The following is a 19,042-nucleotide window of genomic DNA, read 5'->3' as shown; positions in this document are numbered from 1 at the left end:
GCCCCGGTCGACGATCTGTCCCTGAGGCCTCTCTCCACCGCCACCGCGGTGTCCGCATGATGGAACGCAGTATCCACTTCGCGAGAAGCACCCCATCATGTAACCTGCACGAAATTTTGCAGCAGCATCACCTCGCAGAGGGCCAACGTCGTCCCTCGGCACGCAAATGCCACGACGACGACGGGAGAGCCGATGCGTACGCCGCGCCAGCCGTCCCAGCACTCCACCAGCGGCCAGAACTGGTCGCACATGGATGCTCGCCCTGCCGCCCAGGGCATGTACGACCCGCGCAACGAGCACGACGCCTGTGGCGTCGGCTTCGTGGCCACCCTCACCGGAGAGGCGAGCCACACGCTGGTCGAGCAGGCGCTCACCGTTCTGCGCAATCTGGAACACCGCGGTGCCACCGGCTCCGAGCCCGATTCGGGCGACGGCGCCGGCATCCTGTCCCAGGTTCCGGACGCCTTCCTGCGTGAGGTCACCGAGTTCGACCTCCCCGAGGCGGGTGCGTACGCCGTCGGTATCGCCTTCCTGCCCGAGCACGGCACCGCCGAGTCCGTCTCGCGCATCGAGACGATCGCGGCCGAAGAGGGCCTGAACGTCCTCGGCTGGCGCGAGGTCCCGGTCGCCCCCGAGCTGCTCGGCGCCAGCGCCCGCTCGACGATGCCGGCCTTCCGCCAGATCTTCGTCGCGGACGGCACGTCCACGGGCATCGCGCTCGACCGCAAGGCGTTCGTGCTGCGCAAGCGCGCCGAGCGCGAGGAGGGTGTCTACTTCCCCTCCCTGTCCGCGCGCACGATCGTCTACAAGGGCATGCTGACCACCGGCCAGCTGGAGCCCTTCTTCCCCGACCTGTCCGACCGCCGCTTCGCCTCGGCCGTCGCGCTCGTCCACTCGCGCTTCTCCACGAACACGTTCCCGTCGTGGCCGCTCGCGCACCCCTACCGCTTCGTCGCCCACAACGGTGAGATCAACACCGTCAAGGGCAACCGCAACTGGATGCGCGCCCGCGAGTCCCAGCTCGCGTCCGAGCTCTTCGGTTCGGAGAAGCTGGAGCGGATCTTCCCGATCTGTACGCCGGACGCCTCCGACTCCGCCTCCTTCGACGAGGTCCTGGAGCTCCTGCACCTCGGCGGCCGTTCGCTGCCGCACAGCGTCCTGATGATGATCCCGGAGGCGTGGGAGAACCACGACTCCATGGACGCGGAGCGACGCGCCTTCTACCAGTACCACTCCACGATGATGGAGCCCTGGGACGGCCCGGCCTGCGTCACCTTCACCGACGGCGTCCAGGTCGGCGCCGTTCTCGACCGCAACGGTCTGCGCCCCGGCCGCTACTGGGTCACCGACGACGGACTCGTCGTCCTCGGCTCCGAGGTCGGCGTCCTCGACATCGACCCCGCCAAGGTCGTCCGCAAGGGCCGCCTCCAGCCCGGCAAGATGTTCCTCGTCGACACCGCCGAGCACCGCATCGTCGAGGACGACGAGATCAAGGCGGGCCTCGCCACCGGCCAGCCCTACGCGGAGTGGCTCGAGGCCGGCGAGATCGAGCTCTCCGACCTGCCCGAGCGCGAGCACATCGTGCACACGCACGCCTCCGTCACGCGCCGCCAGCAGACCTTCGGCTACACCGAGGAAGAGCTCCGCGTCATCCTCGCGCCCATGGCCAAGGCCGGCGCCGAGCCGATCGGCTCGATGGGCACGGACACCCCGATCGCGGCCCTCTCGCAGCGCCCGCGCCTGCTCTTCGACTACTTCACCCAGCTGTTCGCGCAGGTCACCAACCCGCCGCTGGACGCCATCCGCGAGGAGCTCGTCACCTCGCTGCGCTCCTCGCTGGGCCCGCAGGGCAACCTCCTCGACCCGACCGCCGCGTCGTGCCGCAGCGTCACCCTGCCCTTCCCGGTGATCGACAACGACGAGCTGGCCAAGCTCATCCACATCAACGCCGACGGCGACATGCCCGGCATGAAGGCCGCGACCCTGTCCGGCCTGTACCGGGTCTCCGGCGGCGGCGACGCCCTCGCCGCCCGCATCGACGAGATCTGCACCGAGGTCGACGCCGCCATCGAGGCCGGCGCCCACCTCCTCGTGCTCTCCGACCGGCACTCCGACGCCGAGCACGCGCCGATCCCGTCGCTGCTGCTCACCGCGGCCGTCCACCACCACCTCATCCGCACCAAGCAGCGCACCCAGGTGGGCCTGCTCGTCGAGGCCGGTGACGTCCGCGAGGTCCACCACGTCGCCCTGCTGATCGGCTTCGGCGCCGCGGCCGTCAACCCGTACCTGGCCATGGAGTCCGTCGAGGACCTGGTCCGCGCCGGCACCTTCCTGACCGGTGACGAGGACGGCGGCGCCGAGACCGCGATCCGCAACCTGATCTACGCCCTCGGCAAGGGCGTCCTCAAGGTCATGTCCAAGATGGGCATCTCGACTGTCGCCTCCTACCGCGGCGCCCAGGTCTTCGAGGCCGTCGGCCTCGACGAGGCCTTCGTCGAGAAGTACTTCAACGGCACCGCCACCAAGATCGGCGGCGCGGACCTGAACGTCGTCGCCGACGAGGTCGCCGCCCGCCACGCCAAGGCCTACCCGGCCTCCGGCATCGCCCCGGCGCACCGCGCGCTGGACATCGGCGGCGAGTACCAGTGGCGCCGCGAGGGCGAGCCGCACCTGTTCGACCCGGAGACGGTCTTCCGCCTCCAGCACGCGACCCGCTCGCGCCGCTACGACATCTTCAAGCAGTACACGGACCGCGTGAACGAGCAGTCCGAGCGCCTCATGACGCTGCGCGGCCTGTTCAACTTCAAGAGCGGCCGCGAAGCGATCTCCATCGACGAGGTCGAGCCGGTCTCCGAGATCGTCAAGCGCTTCTCCACCGGCGCCATGTCGTACGGCTCCATCTCGCGCGAGGCCCACGAGACCCTCGCCATCGCCATGAACCAGCTGGGCGCCAAGTCCAACACCGGTGAGGGCGGCGAGGACCCGGACCGCCTCTACGACCCGGCGCGCCGCTCCTCCATCAAGCAGGTCGCCTCCGGCCGCTTCGGTGTCACGAGCGAGTACCTGGTCAACGCCGACGACATCCAGATCAAGATGGCGCAGGGCGCCAAGCCCGGCGAGGGCGGCCAGCTGCCCGGCCACAAGGTCTACCCGTGGGTCGCCAAGACGCGTCACTCGACGCCGGGCGTGGGCCTCATCTCCCCGCCGCCGCACCACGACATCTACTCCATCGAGGACCTGGCTCAGCTGATCCACGACCTCAAGAACGCCAACCCGGTCGCCCGCATCCACGTGAAGCTGGTCTCCGAGGTCGGCGTCGGCACGGTCGCCGCGGGTGTCTCCAAGGCGCACGCGGACGTGGTCCTCATCTCCGGCCACGACGGCGGAACGGGCGCCTCCCCGCTGACCTCGCTCAAGCACGCCGGCGGTCCCTGGGAGCTCGGTCTCGCCGAGACCCAGCAGACGCTGCTGCTCAACGGCCTGCGCGACCGCATCGTCGTCCAGACCGACGGCCAGCTGAAGACCGGCCGCGACGTCCTGATCGCCGCGCTGCTCGGCGCCGAGGAGTTCGGTTTCGCGACCGCGCCCCTCGTCGTCTCCGGCTGCGTCATGATGCGCGTCTGCCACCTGGACACCTGCCCGGTCGGCATCGCCACCCAGAACCCGACGCTGCGCGACCGCTTCTCCGGCAAGGCCGAGTACGTCGTCAACTTCTTCGAGTTCATCGCCCAGGAGGTCCGCGAGCTCCTCGCCGAGCTCGGCTTCCGCTCCATCGAGGAGGCCGTCGGCCACGCCGAACTCCTCGACACCGAGCGGGCCGTGGACCACTGGAAGGCGCAGGGCCTCGACCTGGAGCCGCTGTTCCACGTGCCGGACCTGCCCGCCGGCGCCGTCCGCCACCAGATCGTCACCCAGGACCACGGCCTGGAGAAGGCGCTCGACAACGAGCTGATCAAGCTCGCCGCCGACGCCCTCGCGGCCGACGACCAGGCCGACGCCCGCCCGGTGCGCGCCCAGGTCGCCATCCGCAACATCAACCGCACGGTCGGCACCATGCTCGGCCACGAGGTGACGAAGAAGTTCGGTGGCGCGGGCCTGCCCGACGACACCATCGACATCACCTTCACCGGCTCGGCCGGCCAGTCCTTCGGCGCCTTCGTGCCGCGCGGTGTCACGCTCCGCCTGGAGGGCGACGCCAACGACTACGTCGGCAAGGGCCTGTCCGGCGGCCGCATCGTGGTCCGCCCGGACCGCGGCGCCGACCACCTCGCCGAGTACTCGACGATCGCCGGCAACACCATCGCGTACGGCGCGACGGGCGGCGAGCTGTACCTGCGCGGCCGCACCGGCGAGCGCTTCTGCGTCCGCAACTCCGGTGCCACGGTCGTCTCGGAGGGCGTGGGCGACCACGGCTGCGAGTACATGACCGGCGGTCACGCGGTCGTCCTCGGCGAGACGGGCCGCAACTTCGCGGCCGGCATGTCCGGCGGTGTCGCCTACGTCATCGACCTGGACACCGACCGGGTCAACGTCGGCAACCGCGGCGCGGTCGAGGCCCTCGACGCCACCGACAAGCAGTGGCTGCACGACGTCGTGCGCCGCCACGCCGAGGAGACCGGCTCCACCGTCGCCGAGAAGCTGCTCGTCGACTGGGACGCGTCGGCCGCCCGCTTCAGCAAGATCATCCCCAGCACGTACAAGGCAGTGCTCGCCGCCAAGGACGCCGCCGAGCGAGCCGGTCTCTCCGAGACCGAGATCACCGAGAAGATGATGGAGGCGGCGACCAATGGCTGACCCCAAGGGCTTTCTCAACCATGGCCGCGAGGTCGCGCAGACCCGCCCGGTCGGCGAGCGCGTCCGGGACTGGAACGAGGTCTACGTTCCCGGCTCCCTGCTGCCCGTCATCAGCAAGCAGGCGTCCCGCTGCATGGACTGCGGCATCCCGTTCTGCCACAACGGCTGCCCGCTCGGGAACCTGATCCCCGAGTGGAACGACTTCGCCTACCGCGAGGACTGGTCGGCGGCGCAGGAGCGCCTGCACGCCACCAACAACTTCCCGGAGTTCACCGGCCGCCTCTGCCCGGCGCCCTGTGAGTCGGCGTGCGTGCTCGGCATCAACCAGCCGGCCGTGACCATCAAGAACGTCGAGGTCTCGATCATCGACCAGGCGTGGGACCGGGGCGACGTCGCCCCGCAGATCCCCGAGCGCCTGTCGGGCAAGACCGTCGCCGTCGTCGGCTCGGGCCCGGCGGGTCTCGCCGCCGCCCAGCAGCTGACCCGGGCCGGCCACACGGTCGCCGTGTACGAGCGCGCCGACCGCATCGGCGGCCTGCTCCGCTACGGCATCCCCGAGTTCAAGATGGAGAAGCGCCACATCAACCGCCGCATCGAGCAGATGCGCGCGGAGGGCACCAAGTTCCGTACGGGTGTGGAGATCGGCCGCGACATCGACGCCGCCAAGCTCCGCAAGCGCTACGACGCCGTGGTCGTCGCCGCCGGCGCCACCATCTCCCGCGACCTGCCCGTCCCGGGCCGCGAGCTGAACGGCATCCACTTCGCCATGGAGTACCTGCCGCTCGCGAACAAGGTGCAGGAGGGCGACTTCGTCCAGCCGCCCCTCACCGCCGAGGGCAAGCACGTCGTCGTCATCGGCGGCGGTGACACCGGCGCCGACTGCGTGGGCACCGCGCACCGCCAGGGCGCGGCCTCGGTCACGCAGCTGGAGATCATGCCGCGCCCGAACGACGACCGGAACCCGGTCTCGCAGCCGTGGCCGACCTTCCCGATGCTCTACAAGGTCACCTCGGCCCACGAGGAGGGCGGCGAGCGGGTCTACTCCGTCTCCACGACCCACTTCGAGGGCGACGAGGACGGCAACGTCCAGTGGCTGCACCTCACCGAGGTCGAGTTCGTCGACGGCAAGCTGACCCCGAAGCCGGGCACGGAGCGGAAGATCCCCGCCCAGCTGGTCACCCTCGCCATGGGCTTCACCGGCACCGACCAGGAGAACGGCCTGGTCGCGCAGTTCGGCCTGGACCTCGACGCGCGCGGCAACATCGAGCGCGACGCCGACTTCCAGACGAATGTCCCCGGCGTCTTCGTCGCCGGTGACGCCGGCCGCGGTCAGTCCCTCATCGTCTGGGCCATCGCGGAGGGCCGCTCGGCCGCCCGCGGCGTCGACCGCTTCCTGACCGGCGTCTCGGAGCTCCCGGCCCCGATCCGCCCGACGGACCGCGCCCTGACGGTCTGACGGCCGGGCCCGACGGGCCCCCACCAGGTGTCCCGTACAACGGCGTACGGAACTGATCGCGACGCTCGCCCTCACTGTCCCCGACCGGACGAACTGGGCGGGCGTCGCGGTGCGTTCACCGCGGCTACTGGGTGATCAGCCGGAGGGGGTGGCGCGGGTCGCCGGGGCAGGTGGCGACGACCACGTGACTGCGCCACGGCCGGACCCCGGTCGGGCCGTAGGCGTACCGCAGATCGCTGCCGTCGCGGTCCTCGTACGGGATCCAGCTCGTGGTGCTGGAGTCCCACTCCCGGTCGGTGGCGGTCAGGAGCGGGAACAGCTCCGTGCCGCACTCGGCGCAGGGCAGGTCGGTGGGGCCGGTGAGGTTCCACGCGATGTGCCCGCCGGTCTTCCAGCCGGGGGCGGTGGACAGGTCCGACACGTAGACCTCCTCGTCGTCGCCCTCGTCCTCCTCCCAGGTCTCGACGCGCTCCTGGAGCTCGGGGGAGAGCTCCTCGAACCACGGGTACTCGGTGACCTCTTCGGGGTGCAGGACGCACGGGTCCGGGACGAGTTCCTCGCGGCCGACGACGTCCGGAACCGGCTGTTCGGCCAGTGTCTCCGTCACCTCGTCGGCGTGGCGCCGGCGGAGTTCCGCGTGCAGGTCGTAGGCGCCGTCCGTGTGCCCTTCGAAGCCGCACCAGAACACCTGGAGCACGTCGCCGAGTTCGGGGTGCGGAAGGCCGGGCACGTCGCGGCGGTACAGCTGGGCGACGCCGATCAACGGCAGCGGCCCGTCGGCACCCTTGTGCGGGGTCGGGCACACCGGCCAGGGCTCGTGCGCGGGCCACAACATCGGCCCGCCGACCGAACTGTCCTGTGCCGTAGGGGAACCGGGCCGCGGATGCAGGCGGGTCGCCGTGCGGCGCAGCGGGGCGAGGTCGGGGAAGAGGGCCTCGGCGTCGAAGGGCCGGGGCGGAGTGGTGCGTGACATGAGGGGAGCGTACGAGGGGGCAGGGCCGGGGTGGGGCGCGGCCCTGCGCGTGCTCAGTGGGGGATCAGCGAGTCAGCGGATCAGCTGTGGAAGCTGATGTAGCCGTTGCCGTCGGCGTCGTTGCCGGACTTCGTGTACTTGTGCGAGTCCGAGCCGGGGCCGGACGGCTTGTACACGTAGATCGTGTCGCCGCTGTTGTTCCACATGAAGTTGCAGTTGTCGCGGTAGACCACGTTGTTGGCGTCGGAGTCCGTGCCGTTGCCGCCGCGCAGCTTCACGTAGTCGCCGGGCTGGAGGCTGTGGCTCGCGGTGAACCGGAAGCTGTTGCCCGCGGCGTCCTTGACCAGGTAGCCCTTGAGGTTGATCGTCGCGGTCTTGGAGTAGTTCTTCAGCGTCACGTACTCCTGCGAGGTGTTGCCGCCCGAGCAGCGGTTGCTGTCCGTGCCCGGTGCGTCGTACTGGACCCCGCGGATCTTCAGCGCCGAGCTGTACTCGGTGGCGTACGCGGGGGCCGCGCCCAGCAGGGCCACGGCGGCCAGCGCGGAGACGGACAGCGCGGAGGCGGTGGCCAAGGTGGGGCGTATGTTCATGTGTTGTCCTCTTTTGAGTTGATCGGCGCACACGCGGGCGCCATGAGTTCGACACGTCATCTTCACAGATGGAACGGTCCCCGCGTGACCAAATCGGCCTGTATCACGGCACCTTGAACGTTTCGCCGTAGACCTGCCAGGTCAGCGGGGTCTTCAGCGACAGGTTGCCGTCGTAGAGGAACTGGCGCTGCGCCGTGTCGATGCGGCTGGTGTCGCGGTCCGCGCGCTTCGCCTTCATCTCCTTGCGCCGCAGGTCGAGAAAGATGTCGAGGAAGTTCTTCTCGCTGCCGCCCTGCGACGGGGTGTCCGCCTCCTTGATGGCGGCCTCGCGCAGACCGTAGAAACCGCTCGGTCCTGTGCCGGGGCCGTGCAGCACCATCGCGTCGTAGTAGATGAACTGGCCCAGCGTGCCGAGCCCGTCGAGCTTGGCGAGCCGGACCGCAGGCTCGAAGTAGGACCGGTCCCGCTCGGTGTTCTGTGCGTCCCGGAACGCCTTGTTCGCGGCCTCCGCCTTCCACGCCTCGGTGAAGCCCGGGTCCAGGCCCTCGTGCGAGTCCGACCCGTCGACCTTGCGCAGCGCGGGCAGATAGCGGGCCAGCCCGTTGCCCGGGTGTTCCTTGGTGTAGCGCTCCACCAGGGTCAGCAGGTCGTGGGTGCCGGTGCAGAAGCCGATGATCCCGGCCGTGTAGCCCTGGCCGTCGTCGATGTCCTCGATGTAGCCGTACTGGCCGCGCCAGTCCAGCGTCGAGTTCTCGGCGCTCGCCACGATCTGCTGCGCCAGCTCCTTCTTCGCGGGCGCGGCCAGGCCCGGCGGCAGCTCGGCTATCAGCTTGTCGTCGGCCTTGCGCTCGGCGGCCGACTTGTCCTTGTCGTACGGCCGCGCCGAGGCCGACGAGGAAAGGGCGGGCGAGTCGTCGGTCTTCCCGTCCGGGGACATGAGGAATACCGCGACCGTGGCGAGGGGTGCCACGGCGAGGAAGGAGAGGGCCAGACAGCCGGCGCGTTTCATGCGGGACAGAGTAAGCGGCGCCCCGGCCGGTTCAGGCAAGTGCTCCCGCTTTGAGCGCCGTGAGCAGCAGGAGCAGGGCGAGCAGCCCGACGCAGGCGGCCGTCTGCACGGCCACGCGGCGCTCGCGCGGGGCGTACACCAGGCCCACCGCCGCGACCGCGCCCGCGAGCAGTCCGCCCAGGTGCCCCTGCCAGGACGCGAACCCGGCGGAGATCAGCATCCACACCAGGAAGTACGCCATGAACTGGTTGACCCCGCGCATGTCCCAGCCGAGCCGGCGGGCGATCACGTAGTACGCGGCGGCGAGCCCGAAGATCGCGCCGGACGCGCCGACCGTCGGCGTCGCCGGGGCGAGCAGCAGGACGAGGACCGAGCCGCCGAGCGCCGAGAGCAGGTACAGGGCGAGGTAGCGGACCCGGCCGAGCTGGGACTCGACGAGCCGGCCCAGGTTCCACAGGGACGCCATGTTCAGCGTGATGTGCAGCAGTCCGTACCAGCCCTCCGTGGGCGGCAGGTGCAGGAACGAGCCGGTGAGCAGCCGGTACCACTCGCCCGCCGCGACGCCCTCCGGGTGGTAGGCCGCCGGGTGCGGATCCTGGTAGACGTACGCCCCGCCGTCGGGCCCGATCATCCAGAGCCCCAGCATCTGGAACCGGTCGACCAGCGCGGGGCGGACCAGCTCGCCGACGTACGCCAGCACGTTCACCGCGATGAGCACGTACGTGACCAGTGGCACGGCCGCGATCCGACCGCCGGCGACGGTGCGGGCCTGACGCACGGTGCGGCTGCCCTCGGCCACGCACTCCGGGCACTGGAAGCCGACCGACGCGTCCCGCATGCACCGAGGGCATATCGGCCGCTCGCAGCGGGCGCAGCGGATGTGCGTCTCGGTGCCGGCGTGGCGGTAGCACGTCGGGGTCGTGGCGGACTGGGGCGTGGGTTCCACGGCCGGCTCCTGAGGTCAGCAACGTCATGAACGTCGGGCGCCGCTCAAAATAGCGAACCCGGAGATCACGCCCACCGCGACCCCCGTCCCGGTCACCCCGCGGACGACGCCCTCCACGGCACCGGACCGCCCGCCGCCGGGACCAGCCGGGCCCGGCACTGTGAAGGGGTGCCCCAGGCGTCGCGCAGGGGGAGGGCCTTGCGGAGCCACAGGGAGAGGTCCAGCTCCTCCGTGTAGCCGACCGCGCCGTGCAGCTGGAGGGCGGCGCGGGCCGCGCGGTACGCCGCCTCGCCCGCCGCGAGCTTCGCCGCCGCGATCTCCTCCCCGTTCAGGGTGAGCGCCGCGCCGAACAGGAGCGGGCGGGCGAACTCCAGGCCCACCAGCGCGTCCGCGAGCCGGTGCTTGACCGCCTGGAACGTGCCGATCGCCACCCCGAACTGACGGCGCTGGCCCACGTACTCCACGGTCCTGCGCAGCAGTTCGAGCCCGACGCCGAGGGACTGGGCCGCCGTGAGGAACGCGGCCAGGTCGCCGGCGCGGGCCAGGGCCGACGCGGCCTCCGGGCCCCGGGCCAGCACCTCGCCGCCCTCCGGGACGAACAGGCGGCGGGCCGGATCGGCCGACTCCCGCAGCGGCCCGTGCCCGGCGGCCAGGCGTATCGCGTCGCCGTCCGCGACGAGCACCGCGTCCGCCGCGTCCGCGTCCAGCGCGTACGGGCCCGCGGCTCCCGAGGCCAGGGAGACCAGCGCGTCACCGGAGGCGATCCGCGGCAGCCACTCCTTCGCGGCGCCCGTCCCCTCCGGCAGCTCCGCCAGCAGCGCCGCCGCGGCCGCCGTCTCCACGACCGGGCCGGGCACCGCGTGCCGGCCCAGCTCCACGTACGCCACCGCCAGCTCGACCGGCAGCGGGCCGAGCCCCTCGTGCGCCTCGGGCACCGCGAGGGTGAACACCCCGGTCTCCGCGAGCCGCGCCCACAGCGCCCGGCCGGGCCCGAAGTCGCCGTCCGCCCAGGCCCTTACGGCCGCGGGGGTGTCGGCCGCGCCGAGCATCCGGTCGAGGGTGCGGCCGAACTCGGCCTGCTCCGTGTCCAGGAGGAACCTCATCAGCGGCGTCCCTTCGGCAGGCCGAGCAGCCGCTCGGCGATGATGTCGCGCTGGATCTCGTTCGTCCCCGCGTAGATCGGGCCCGCGAGCGAGAACACGTAGCCCTCCGCCCACTCGCCGTCCGCCAGCTCCGCGTCCGCGCCGAGCAGGTCGAGCGCCGTCTCGTGCAAGGCGATGTCGTACTCCGACCAGAACACCTTGTTCAGGCTGGACTCGGCGCCGATCTGCTCACCGGCGGCGAAGCGCGACGCGTTGGCGTACGTGAACAGCTGGTAGGCCCGCGCCCCGACCAGGGCGTCCGCCACCCGGTCGCGGACCGCCGGGTCCGCGCCGCGCTCGCGCCACAGCGCCGCGAGCCGGTCCGCGGCGGCGAGGAAGCGGCCGGGGGAGCGCAGCGTCAGGCCCCGCTCGTTGCCCGTCGTCGACATCGCGATCCGCCACCCGTTGCCCGGCTCGCCGATCACGTCCTCGTCGGGGACGAACACGTCGTCGAGGAACAGCTCGGCGAAGGCCGGCTTCCCGTCGAGCCGCCCGATCGGGCGGACCGTGACCCCGGGCGCCTTCAGGTCGAACATCAGGTACGTCAGGCCGTGGTGCGGCTTCGCCGCGTCCGGGTCCGTACGGAAGATGCCGAAGGCCCGGTCGGCGAACGCGGCCCGCGAGGACCAGGTCTTCTGGCCGCTGAGCAGCCAGCCGCCGTCCGTGCGCACCGCCCGCGAGCGCAGCGACGCCAGGTCCGAGCCCGACTCCGGCTCCGACCAGGCCTGCGCCCACACGACCTCGCCACTCGCCATCGAGGGCAGCACGCGGGCGCGCTGCTCGTCGGTCGCGTGGTCGAAGAGGGTGGGGGCCAGCAGATTGATCCCGTTCTGCGTGACGCGGCCCGGGGCGCCCGCCGCGTAGTACTCCTCCTCGAAGACCAGCCACTTGAAGATGTCGACGCCGCGGCCGCCGAACTCCTCGGGCCAGGACACGACCGCCCAGCGGTCCGCGTGCAGCTCGGCCTCCCACGCGCGGTGCGCGGCGAAGCCCTCCTCGGTCTCCAGGGAGGGCAGCGGCACGGCCGGCACGTGCGCGGCGAGCCACGCGCGGGCCTCGGCCCGGAACGCGTCTTCCTCGGGGGTGAAGTCCAGGTTCATCGCGTGCCCGCCTTCTTCATCGACCGGACGTCCATGCCGCCCAGGGAGTCCGCCGCCGTCTCCGCGTTGTGCGCGTGCGCCAGGTGGTGCAGGCCGAACACCGAGTCCATGCCGGTGTGCAGGCCCTGGAGGTCCTCCGCCTGGTTCACCGCGCGCTTGGTCAGGGCGAGGCCCAGGCGCGGCATCTCGGCGATCTTCAGTGCCAGTTCGTCGGTGCGCCCCGCCAGTTCGTCGCGCGCCACCACCCTGTTGACCATCCCGACCTCGTACGCGCGCCGCGCGCTCATCCGCTCGCCCGTGAAGAGGAACTCCTTGGCGATGCGCGGCGGCATCACCCACGGGTGCGCGAAGTACTCGACGCCGGGGATGCCCATGCGCACGACCGGGTCCGCGAAGAACGCGTCCTCGCTCGCCACGATCAGGTCGCACACCCAGGCCAGCATCAGGCCGCCCGCCACGCAGGCCCCGTGCACGGAGGCGATCACCGGCTTGGGCAGCTCGCGCCAGCGCCGGCACATGCCGAGGTAGACCTCCGACTCGCGGGCGAACCGGGAGTCGGCCCCCTGCTTGTCCGAGTGGTCCCACCACAGGCCGGCCTTCCGCTCGAACGGGAGGTGCGCGTCCCGCTCCGGCGTGCCGATGTCGTGGCCCGCGGAGAAGTGCTCGCCCGCGCCTGCCAGGACGACGGCCTTCACCTCGGAGTCCTCCGCCGCGCGGTAGAAGGCCGCGTCCAGGGCGTAGGTCATCGCCGAGTTCTGCGCGTTGCGGTACCGGGGCCGGTTCAGCGTCACGTACGCGACCGGGCCCCTGACCTCGTACAGGACGGGCGAGGAGGTGTCCTCCGTGGGGTGGGACAGGTCGGGCTGCGGTGCGGGCATCGGATTCATCCTTCCCTAACAAGTGTTTGGTAGGTTAGCTTATGCGCATGGACAGCGTCGAGGACTTCCGGACCGGCTTTCGCGGCTGGCTGGAGCGTGAACTCTCCGGCGGATTCGCCTCCTTGCGGGGAAAGGGCGGACCCGGCCGTGAGCACGAGGCGTTCGACGAGCGCCTCGCCTGGGAGCGGCACATGGCCGCGCACGGCTGGACGTGCGTCGGCTGGCCCGAGGAGCACGGCGGACGCGGCGCGAGCCTCGCGCAGCAGATCGCCCTCCACGAGGAGTACGCCCTCGCGGACGCCCCCGCCCGGGTCAACCACATAGGCGAGCAGCTGCTCGGCCCCACCCTCATCGCCTTCGGCACCGAGGAGCAGAAGGCCCGGTTCCTGGAGCCGATCCGCCGGGTCGAGGAGCTGTGGTGCCAGGGGTACAGCGAGCCGGGCGCCGGCTCCGACCTCGCGGGCGTGCGCACCCGCGCCGCCCTCAGCGAGGACGGCACCGAGTGGATCGTCGACGGCCAGAAGACCTGGACGTCGCTCGCGCACGAGGCCCAGTGGTGCTTCGTGATCGCCCGCACCGAGCCCGGCTCGCGCCGGTACGCCGGACTCTCCTACCTCCTCGTGCCGCTGGACCAGCCCGGCGTCGAGGTCCGCCCCATCGTCCAGCTCACCGGCACCAGTGAGTTCAACGAGGTGTTCTTCGACGGCGCCCGCACCGCGGCCTCGCACGTCGTCGGCGCCGTCGGCGACGGCTGGCGCACCGCCATGGCCACCCTCGGCTTCGAGCGCGGCATCTCCACCGTCGGCCAGCAGATCGGCTTCCGCCGCGAGCTGACGGACCTGATCGCGCTCGCCGAGAAGAACGGCACGCTGGACGACCCCCTGCTCCGCGACCGCCTCGCCCGCGCCTGGACCGGCCTGCGCACCATGGAGGCCAACGCGCGGCGCGGCGTTGACCCCTCCGTCGCCAAGCTCTACTGGGCCACCTGGCACCGCGGCCTCGGCGAGCTCGCCATGGACATATGCGGCGCCGCCTCCATGCTCGCCGAGGGCGAACCCTACGAACTCGACGCGTGGCAGCGCCTGTTCCTCTTCTCCCGCGCCGACACGATCTACGCGGGCTCCGACGAGATCCAGCGGAACATCATCGCCGAGCGCCTGCTCGGCCTGCCGAAAGAGGTGCGTGCATGACGACGCCGAAGTCCAGCGTTCCCGAGTACGTCCCCGGCCACCGGCTCCTGGAAGGCCGTACCGCGGTCGTCACCGCCGCCGCGGGCGCCGGCATCGGCGGCGCCACGGCCCGCCGCTTCCTGGAGGAGGGCGCCCGCGTCGTCATCAGCGACGCGCACACCCGCCGCCTCAAGGAGAGCGAGCAGGCCCTCGCCGAGGAGTTCGGCGCCGACCGCGTCTCCGCGCTCGCCTGCGACGTGACCGACGAGGAGCAGGTGCAGGCCCTGTTCGCCCACGTCACCGAGGTCCACGGCGGCCTCGACATCGTGTTGAACAACGCGGGCCTGGGCGGCACCGCCGCCCTCGTCGACATGACCGACGAGCAGTGGACCCGCGTCCTCGACATCACCCTGGGCGGCACGTTCCGCTGCACCCGCGCCGCCCTGCGCGCCTTCCGCGACACCGGCCGCCGAGGCGTCGTCGTCAACAACGCCTCGGTGATCGGCTGGCGCGCCCAGGAGGGCCAGGCCCACTACGCCGCCGCCAAGGCCGGCGTCATGGCCCTCACCCGCTGCGCCGCCCTCGAGGCCGCCGAGTACGGAGTCCGGGTCAACGCGGTGGCGCCCAGCCTCGCCATGCACCCCCACCTCGTGAAGGTCACCTCCGCCGAACTCCTCGCGGAGCTCACCGAGAAGGAGGCCTTCGGCCGCTACGCCGAGCCCTGGGAAGTGGCCAACGTGATGGTCTTCCTCGCCTCCGGCTACTCCTCGTACATGACCGGCGAGGTCGTGTCCGTGAGCAGCCAGCACGCATGAGCGCCTCGCCCGAGCGGCGGCGCCAGCTCCTCGACACCGCGGCCGCGGTGTTCGCCGCCCAGGGCTACGACGCCACGACCGTCCGCCGCATCGCGGACGCCGCGGGCATGCTCGCGGGCAGCCTCTACTACCACTTCGACTCCAAGGACTCGATCGTCGAGGAGATCCTGCGCGGCTTCCTCGACGAGCTTGCCGGCCGCTACGACACGGTGCTCGCCGCCGGGCTCGGGCCGCGCGAGACGATGCGCGCCCTGGTCACCGAGTCCTTCCGGGAGATCGACCGGCACGGCCCCGCGGTCGCCATCTACCAGAAGGAGTCCAAGACCCTCGCGGCCCGGGAGCGCTTCGCGTTCCTCGCCGCGTCCCAGAGCACCTTCGAACAGACCTGGCTCACCACGCTGAAGGACGGCGTGGCCGCCGGGGAGTTCCGGGCGGACCTCGACATCCGGCTCACCTACCGCTTCGTGCGCGACACCGTCTGGGTCGCCGCGTCCTGGTACCGGCCCGACGGCCGGCACAGCCCCGAGGAGATCGCCCGCCAGTACCTGGCGACCGTCCTGGACGGCATCGCCGCACCCGACCGATCAGACCATTCCCCAGCCCAGCAAGGATGAAGGAGCCGTCATGGCCGAGGCCTACATCGTCGAAGCAGTCCGCACCCCCGTCGGGCGGAAGAAGGGCGGACTGAGCGCCGTCCACCCCGCCGACCTGGGCGCCCACGTCCTCAAGGAGCTCGTCGCGCGCACCGGCGTCGACCCGGCCGCCGTCGAGGACGTCGTCTTCGGCTGCCTCGACACCGTCGGCCCGCAGGCCGGCGACATCGCCCGCACCGCCTGGCTCGCCGCGGGCCTGCCCGAGGAAGTGCCCGGCGTCACCGTCGACCGGCAGTGCGGATCCTCCCAGCAGGCCGTCCACTTCGCCGCCCAGGGCGTCCTGTCCGGCACCCAGGACCTCGTCGTCGCAGGCGGCACGCAGAACATGTCGATGATCCCCATCGCGTTCGCCTCCCGGCAGGCCGCCGAGCCGCTCGGCCTCACCGACGGCCCCTACATCGGCAGCGAGGGCTGGCGCGCCCGCTACGGCGACCAGCCGGTCAACCAGTTCCACGGCGCCGAGCTCATCGCCGAGAAGTGGGGCATCACCCGCGAGGCCCAGGAGGCCTGGGCGCTCCAGTCGCACCAGCGCGCCCTGCGCGCCATCGACGAGGGCCGCTTCGCCAAGGAGACCGTCGCGTACGGCGACGTCACCGTCGACGAGGGCCCGCGCCGCGACACCACCCTGGAGAAGATGGCCGGCCTCAAGCCCGTCGTCGAGGGCGGCACCATCACCGCCGCCTGCTCCTCGCAGGTCTCCGACGGCGCCGCCGCCATGCTGCTCGCCTCCGAGCGCGCCGTCCGCGAGCACGGGCTCACCCCGCGCGCCCGCATCCACCACCTCTCCGTGCGCGGCGAGGACCCGATCCGGATGCTGTCCGCGCCGATCCCCGCGACGGCGTACGCGCTGAAGAAGACCGGCCTGTCCATGGAGGACATCGACCTCGTCGAGATCAACGAGGCGTTCGCGCCGGTCGTCCTGTCCTGGCTCAAGGAGACCGGCACCGACCCCGCGAAGGTGAACGTGAACGGCGGCGCGATCGCCCTCGGCCACCCCCTCGGCGCGACCGGCACCAAGCTGATGACCACCCTCCTGCACGAGCTGGAGCGCACCGGCGGCCGCTACGGCCTGCAGACCATGTGCGAGGGCGGCGGCCAGGCCAACGTGACGATCATCGAGCGCCTCTGACATCCCCGGCGTCCGCGGCGCCGTGCGGTGACGGCCCGTCTCCCACTGAGCGGGAACGGACCGTGGAGCACCGGGCCGGGTGGGGACAGGGTGTGGGCCATGACCCGTACGTCTGTTCCTCCCGAGCCCGGTGACGCGTTCGCGCTGCGGCGCCTCGCCGAGAACTACGCCCTCGCGGTCGACGCCCGCGACCCGGCCCTGTTCGACGCCCAGTTCACCGCCGACGCGCGGATCGTCGCCCACGAGGCCGACGGCAGCCTCCTGTGGGAGCGCGGCGGCAGCGCCGAGCGCGCCAAGCTCCTCGACGACCTCTCCGTCTTCCCCCGCACCTTCCACCAGGTCGGCAACCACGTCGCCGAGATCACCGGACCCGACCGGGCCCGCGGCGTGACCTACTGCATCGCCCACCACCTCGACGCCGAGGGCGGCGACCTGCGCTGCCCCGTCCGGTACGAGGACGAGTACGAGCGCACCGCGGACGGCTGGCGGATCGCCGCCCGCGCCGTCTTCCCCCAGTGGTACGAGAGGAGCGAGACCCTGTGAGCGCACAGACCCCGCAGACCACCTCCTGGGACGAGACGGTCGACGTCCTCGTCGTCGGCTCCGGCGGCGCCGCCCTCACCGGCGCCTACAGCGCCGCCGCCCAGGGCCTCGACACCCTCGTCGTCGAGAAGACCGAGTACTTCGGCGGCACCACCGCCTACGCCGGCGCCTGCCTGTGGCTCCCCGGCAACCAGGCACAGGCCCGCGCCGGCGTCGAGGACAGCGCCGACCTCGCCCGCGCCTACTTCCGCTCCCTCGTCGGCGATGCCACCCCGCACGAGCTGCAGGACGCCTACCTCGACGGGGCGGGCCCGCTCGTCGCGTTCCTGGAGCGCGACGACCTCATCGACTTCGAGTACCGGCCGTTCCCCGACTACTACCCGGGCCCCGGCCGCTTCGACGCGGGCCGCGGCGTCTTCCCCGTACCGCTGGAGCGCCCCGAGGGATCGGCCGAACTGCTCGACGCGGTCCGGCCGCCGGCCTACGCCGAGCGCCTGCGACTGCCCACTCCCGAGGGCCCGTTGGAGGACGGCCGGGCGCTGATCGGCCGGCTGCTGCTCGCCCTGCACGGCGCGGGCGGCCGCGCCGAGCGCCACACCGCGCTCACCGGCCTCGTCCAGGACGCCACCGGCCGCGTCACCGGCGCCGAGGTGCGCACCGCGTCCGGCGCGACGCGCCGCATCGAGGCCCGGCGCGGCGTCCTGCTCGCCGCCGGCGGCTACGAGCGCGCCTCCGACCTGCGCCGCACCTGGGGCAACGGGCCGGGCGCCGACTGGACCATGGGCCCGGCCGGCGGCGGCACCGGGGACGCGCTGCGCGCCGCGACCGGCCTCGGCGCCGCGTCCACCATGCTCGACGAGAGCTGGTGGTGCCCGTCCGTGCTGTTCCCCGACGGCAGCGCCGCGTTCGCCCTCGGCTTCCGTGCGGGCGTCTTCGTCGACCCGCAGGGCCGCCGCTTCGCCAACGAGTGCCTGTCCTACGACCGGATGGGCCGCGCCATGATGGCCGCGGGCGCCGGCGACCGCCCCGACCGGCCCGTGTGGTGGGTGTGGGACGCGGCGCACGGCGAGGAGCCGCCCGGCATCGTCCTCGTCCCCACCGACCGGGAGTCCTTCGAGCAGGCCGGGGTGTGGCGCACCGCCGACACGATCGAGGGCATCGCCGCCGAGATCGGCGTGCCGGCGGACGCGCTGGCCGCGACCGTGAAGACGTTCAACGGGTACGCGGCCGAGGGCCACGACCCCGAGTTCGGGCGCGGCGACGATCCCTACGACCGCTTCTTCACCGACCCGGAGTCCACCGCGCCGAACCCCTGCCTGCTGCCGCTGGAGCGGGGTCCGTTCCACGCGGTGCGGATCGTGCTCGGCGACCTCGGCACGAAGGGGGGTCTCAGCACCGACGTGCACGCGCGCGTCCTGCGCGGGGACGGCTCCGCGATCGAGGGCCTGTACGCGGCCGGCAACACGGCGGCGAACGTCACCGGGCCCGTCTACCCCGGCCCCGGCGCCCCCATCGGCACAGGCATGGTCTTCGGCCACCGCGCCGCGACCCACATGGCCGGCGGCGCCTGAGGGGGCGCCGCCGTTGGGACCGGGGATCGTTCGCCGAGTGCCGCGCCGTCGTGGTTGCTCGCGCAGTTCCCCGCGCCCCTTACGGGGCGCATCTGCCCTGGGCACGCCTTCCGGCTGCCGCCGCCTTGGGCAGTCTGCCGCCTGGGGCGGCACGGGTGGGCAAGGCGGCACCCCGGCGCCGGGTACGCGATTCATCGGGCCTCGGCTACAGCGCCGCGTCCCTTGTGGGGCGCTTCCGGTTCGGCCGGTACCAGTACAGCCATACGTATCAAGG

15 protein-coding genes are annotated in these 19,042 nt (G+C 72.2%); 8 read left to right on the top strand and 7 right to left on the bottom strand.

The features are described 5' to 3' along the window. Nucleotides 1-192: 192 nt before the first annotated feature. Nucleotides 193-4,794: a glutamate synthase large subunit gene (gltB, locus tag ACIBTU_RS16025; RefSeq protein ID WP_399126740.1), complete on the top strand. Its 4,602-nt coding sequence runs from the start codon at nucleotides 193-195 to the stop codon at nucleotides 4,792-4,794. Continuing rightward, nucleotides 4,787-6,250, top strand: a complete 1,464-nt coding sequence (locus ACIBTU_RS16020) for a glutamate synthase subunit beta (RefSeq protein ID WP_399126739.1) — start codon at nucleotides 4,787-4,789, stop codon at nucleotides 6,248-6,250. The genes gltB and ACIBTU_RS16020 overlap by 8 nt, the downstream gene beginning before the upstream one ends. Before the next feature lie 124 nt (nucleotides 6,251-6,374). Here ACIBTU_RS16020 and ACIBTU_RS16015 read toward each other — a convergent pair whose 3' ends face one another. The 7 genes from ACIBTU_RS16015 to ACIBTU_RS15985 all read right to left on the bottom strand — a co-directional run bounded on the left by ACIBTU_RS16015 (nucleotide 6,375) and on the right by ACIBTU_RS15985 (nucleotide 12,888). Then, nucleotides 6,375-7,223 carry a hypothetical protein gene (locus ACIBTU_RS16015; protein ID WP_399126738.1) on the bottom strand — a complete coding sequence of 283 codons (849 nt, stop codon included), beginning with the start codon at nucleotides 7,221-7,223 and terminating at the stop codon, nucleotides 6,375-6,377. 80 nt (nucleotides 7,224-7,303) lie between these two features. Continuing rightward, entirely contained in the window at nucleotides 7,304-7,813 is a 510-nt protein-coding gene (locus ACIBTU_RS16010) for a lamin tail domain-containing protein (protein ID WP_399126737.1), read from the bottom strand. Between the two features lie 103 nt (nucleotides 7,814-7,916). Continuing rightward, nucleotides 7,917-8,822, bottom strand: a complete 906-nt coding sequence (locus ACIBTU_RS16005) for a chitosanase (RefSeq protein WP_399126736.1) — start codon at nucleotides 8,820-8,822, stop codon at nucleotides 7,917-7,919. Between the two features lie 31 nt (nucleotides 8,823-8,853). Beyond that, nucleotides 8,854-9,660 carry a rhomboid family intramembrane serine protease gene (locus tag ACIBTU_RS16000; protein WP_399126735.1) on the bottom strand — a complete coding sequence of 269 codons (807 nt, stop codon included), beginning with the start codon at nucleotides 9,658-9,660 and terminating at the stop codon, nucleotides 8,854-8,856. Between the two features lie 200 nt (nucleotides 9,661-9,860). Continuing rightward, nucleotides 9,861-10,871 (bottom strand): acyl-CoA dehydrogenase family protein, encoded by a 1,011-nt coding sequence (locus tag ACIBTU_RS15995; protein WP_399126733.1) that lies wholly within the window; start codon nucleotides 10,869-10,871, stop codon nucleotides 9,861-9,863. Continuing rightward, nucleotides 10,871-12,010 carry an acyl-CoA dehydrogenase family protein gene (locus ACIBTU_RS15990; RefSeq protein WP_399126732.1) on the bottom strand — a complete coding sequence of 380 codons (1,140 nt, stop codon included), beginning with the start codon at nucleotides 12,008-12,010 and terminating at the stop codon, nucleotides 10,871-10,873. Before ACIBTU_RS15990 ends, ACIBTU_RS15995 begins: the two co-directional genes overlap by 1 nt. Further along, the gene (locus ACIBTU_RS15985; RefSeq protein ID WP_399126731.1) at nucleotides 12,007-12,888 is read right to left on the bottom strand and encodes an enoyl-CoA hydratase; all 882 of its coding nucleotides are present in this window, start codon (nucleotides 12,886-12,888) and stop codon (nucleotides 12,007-12,009) included. The genes ACIBTU_RS15990 and ACIBTU_RS15985 overlap by 4 nt, the downstream gene beginning before the upstream one ends. A gap of 47 nt (nucleotides 12,889-12,935) precedes the next feature. Here ACIBTU_RS15985 and ACIBTU_RS15980 point away from each other — a divergent pair, with 47 nt between their 5' ends. The 6 genes from ACIBTU_RS15980 to ACIBTU_RS15955 all read left to right on the top strand — a co-directional run bounded on the left by ACIBTU_RS15980 (nucleotide 12,936) and on the right by ACIBTU_RS15955 (nucleotide 18,768). Continuing rightward, nucleotides 12,936-14,078: an acyl-CoA dehydrogenase family protein gene (locus tag ACIBTU_RS15980; RefSeq protein WP_399126730.1), complete on the top strand. Its 1,143-nt coding sequence runs from the start codon at nucleotides 12,936-12,938 to the stop codon at nucleotides 14,076-14,078. Continuing rightward, nucleotides 14,075-14,872 carry an SDR family oxidoreductase gene (locus ACIBTU_RS15975; protein WP_399126728.1) on the top strand — a complete coding sequence of 266 codons (798 nt, stop codon included), beginning with the start codon at nucleotides 14,075-14,077 and terminating at the stop codon, nucleotides 14,870-14,872. Before ACIBTU_RS15980 ends, ACIBTU_RS15975 begins: the two co-directional genes overlap by 4 nt. Further along, nucleotides 14,869-15,486, top strand: a complete 618-nt coding sequence (locus ACIBTU_RS15970; protein WP_399126727.1) for a TetR/AcrR family transcriptional regulator — start codon at nucleotides 14,869-14,871, stop codon at nucleotides 15,484-15,486. Before ACIBTU_RS15975 ends, ACIBTU_RS15970 begins: the two co-directional genes overlap by 4 nt. A gap of 10 nt (nucleotides 15,487-15,496) precedes the next feature. Continuing rightward, nucleotides 15,497-16,654: an acetyl-CoA C-acetyltransferase gene (locus tag ACIBTU_RS15965; protein ID WP_399126725.1), complete on the top strand. Its 1,158-nt coding sequence runs from the start codon at nucleotides 15,497-15,499 to the stop codon at nucleotides 16,652-16,654. 99 nt (nucleotides 16,655-16,753) lie between these two features. Next, nucleotides 16,754-17,197: a nuclear transport factor 2 family protein gene (locus tag ACIBTU_RS15960; RefSeq protein WP_399126724.1), complete on the top strand. Its 444-nt coding sequence runs from the start codon at nucleotides 16,754-16,756 to the stop codon at nucleotides 17,195-17,197. Beyond that, nucleotides 17,194-18,768: an FAD-dependent oxidoreductase gene (locus ACIBTU_RS15955; RefSeq protein WP_399126723.1), complete on the top strand. Its 1,575-nt coding sequence runs from the start codon at nucleotides 17,194-17,196 to the stop codon at nucleotides 18,766-18,768. Before ACIBTU_RS15960 ends, ACIBTU_RS15955 begins: the two co-directional genes overlap by 4 nt. Nucleotides 18,769-19,042: the final 274 nt, after the last annotated feature.

It is taken from the genome of Streptomyces sp. NPDC050145, from assembly GCF_044460245.1.
Classification (GTDB): Bacteria; Actinomycetota; Actinomycetes; order Streptomycetales; family Streptomycetaceae; genus Streptomyces.
This window is presented reverse-complemented; position numbering and strand designations above follow the sequence as displayed.

Bases quoted from the DNA above. Each gene is read 5' to 3' on its own strand.
- gltB (WP_399126740.1), top strand. From the start codon at position 193: ATGCGTACGCCGCGCCAGCCGTCCCAGCACTCCACCAGCGGCCAGAAC.
- ACIBTU_RS16020 (WP_399126739.1), top strand. From the start codon at position 4,787: ATGGCTGACCCCAAGGGCTTTCTCAACCATGGCCGCGAGGTCGCGCAG.
- ACIBTU_RS16015 (WP_399126738.1), bottom strand. From the start codon at position 7,223: ATGTCACGCACCACTCCGCCCCGGCCCTTCGACGCCGAGGCCCTCTTC.
- ACIBTU_RS16010 (WP_399126737.1), bottom strand. From the start codon at position 7,813: ATGAACATACGCCCCACCTTGGCCACCGCCTCCGCGCTGTCCGTCTCC.
- ACIBTU_RS16005 (WP_399126736.1), bottom strand. From the start codon at position 8,822: ATGAAACGCGCCGGCTGTCTGGCCCTCTCCTTCCTCGCCGTGGCACCC.
- ACIBTU_RS16000 (WP_399126735.1), bottom strand. From the start codon at position 9,660: ATGCGGGACGCGTCGGTCGGCTTCCAGTGCCCGGAGTGCGTGGCCGAG.
- ACIBTU_RS15995 (WP_399126733.1), bottom strand. From the start codon at position 10,871: ATGAGGTTCCTCCTGGACACGGAGCAGGCCGAGTTCGGCCGCACCCTC.
- ACIBTU_RS15990 (WP_399126732.1), bottom strand. From the start codon at position 12,010: ATGAACCTGGACTTCACCCCCGAGGAAGACGCGTTCCGGGCCGAGGCC.
- ACIBTU_RS15985 (WP_399126731.1), bottom strand. From the start codon at position 12,888: ATGCCCGCACCGCAGCCCGACCTGTCCCACCCCACGGAGGACACCTCC.
- ACIBTU_RS15980 (WP_399126730.1), top strand. From the start codon at position 12,936: ATGGACAGCGTCGAGGACTTCCGGACCGGCTTTCGCGGCTGGCTGGAG.
- ACIBTU_RS15975 (WP_399126728.1), top strand. From the start codon at position 14,075: ATGACGACGCCGAAGTCCAGCGTTCCCGAGTACGTCCCCGGCCACCGG.
- ACIBTU_RS15970 (WP_399126727.1), top strand. From the start codon at position 14,869: ATGAGCGCCTCGCCCGAGCGGCGGCGCCAGCTCCTCGACACCGCGGCC.
- ACIBTU_RS15965 (WP_399126725.1), top strand. From the start codon at position 15,497: ATGGCCGAGGCCTACATCGTCGAAGCAGTCCGCACCCCCGTCGGGCGG.
- ACIBTU_RS15960 (WP_399126724.1), top strand. From the start codon at position 16,754: ATGACCCGTACGTCTGTTCCTCCCGAGCCCGGTGACGCGTTCGCGCTG.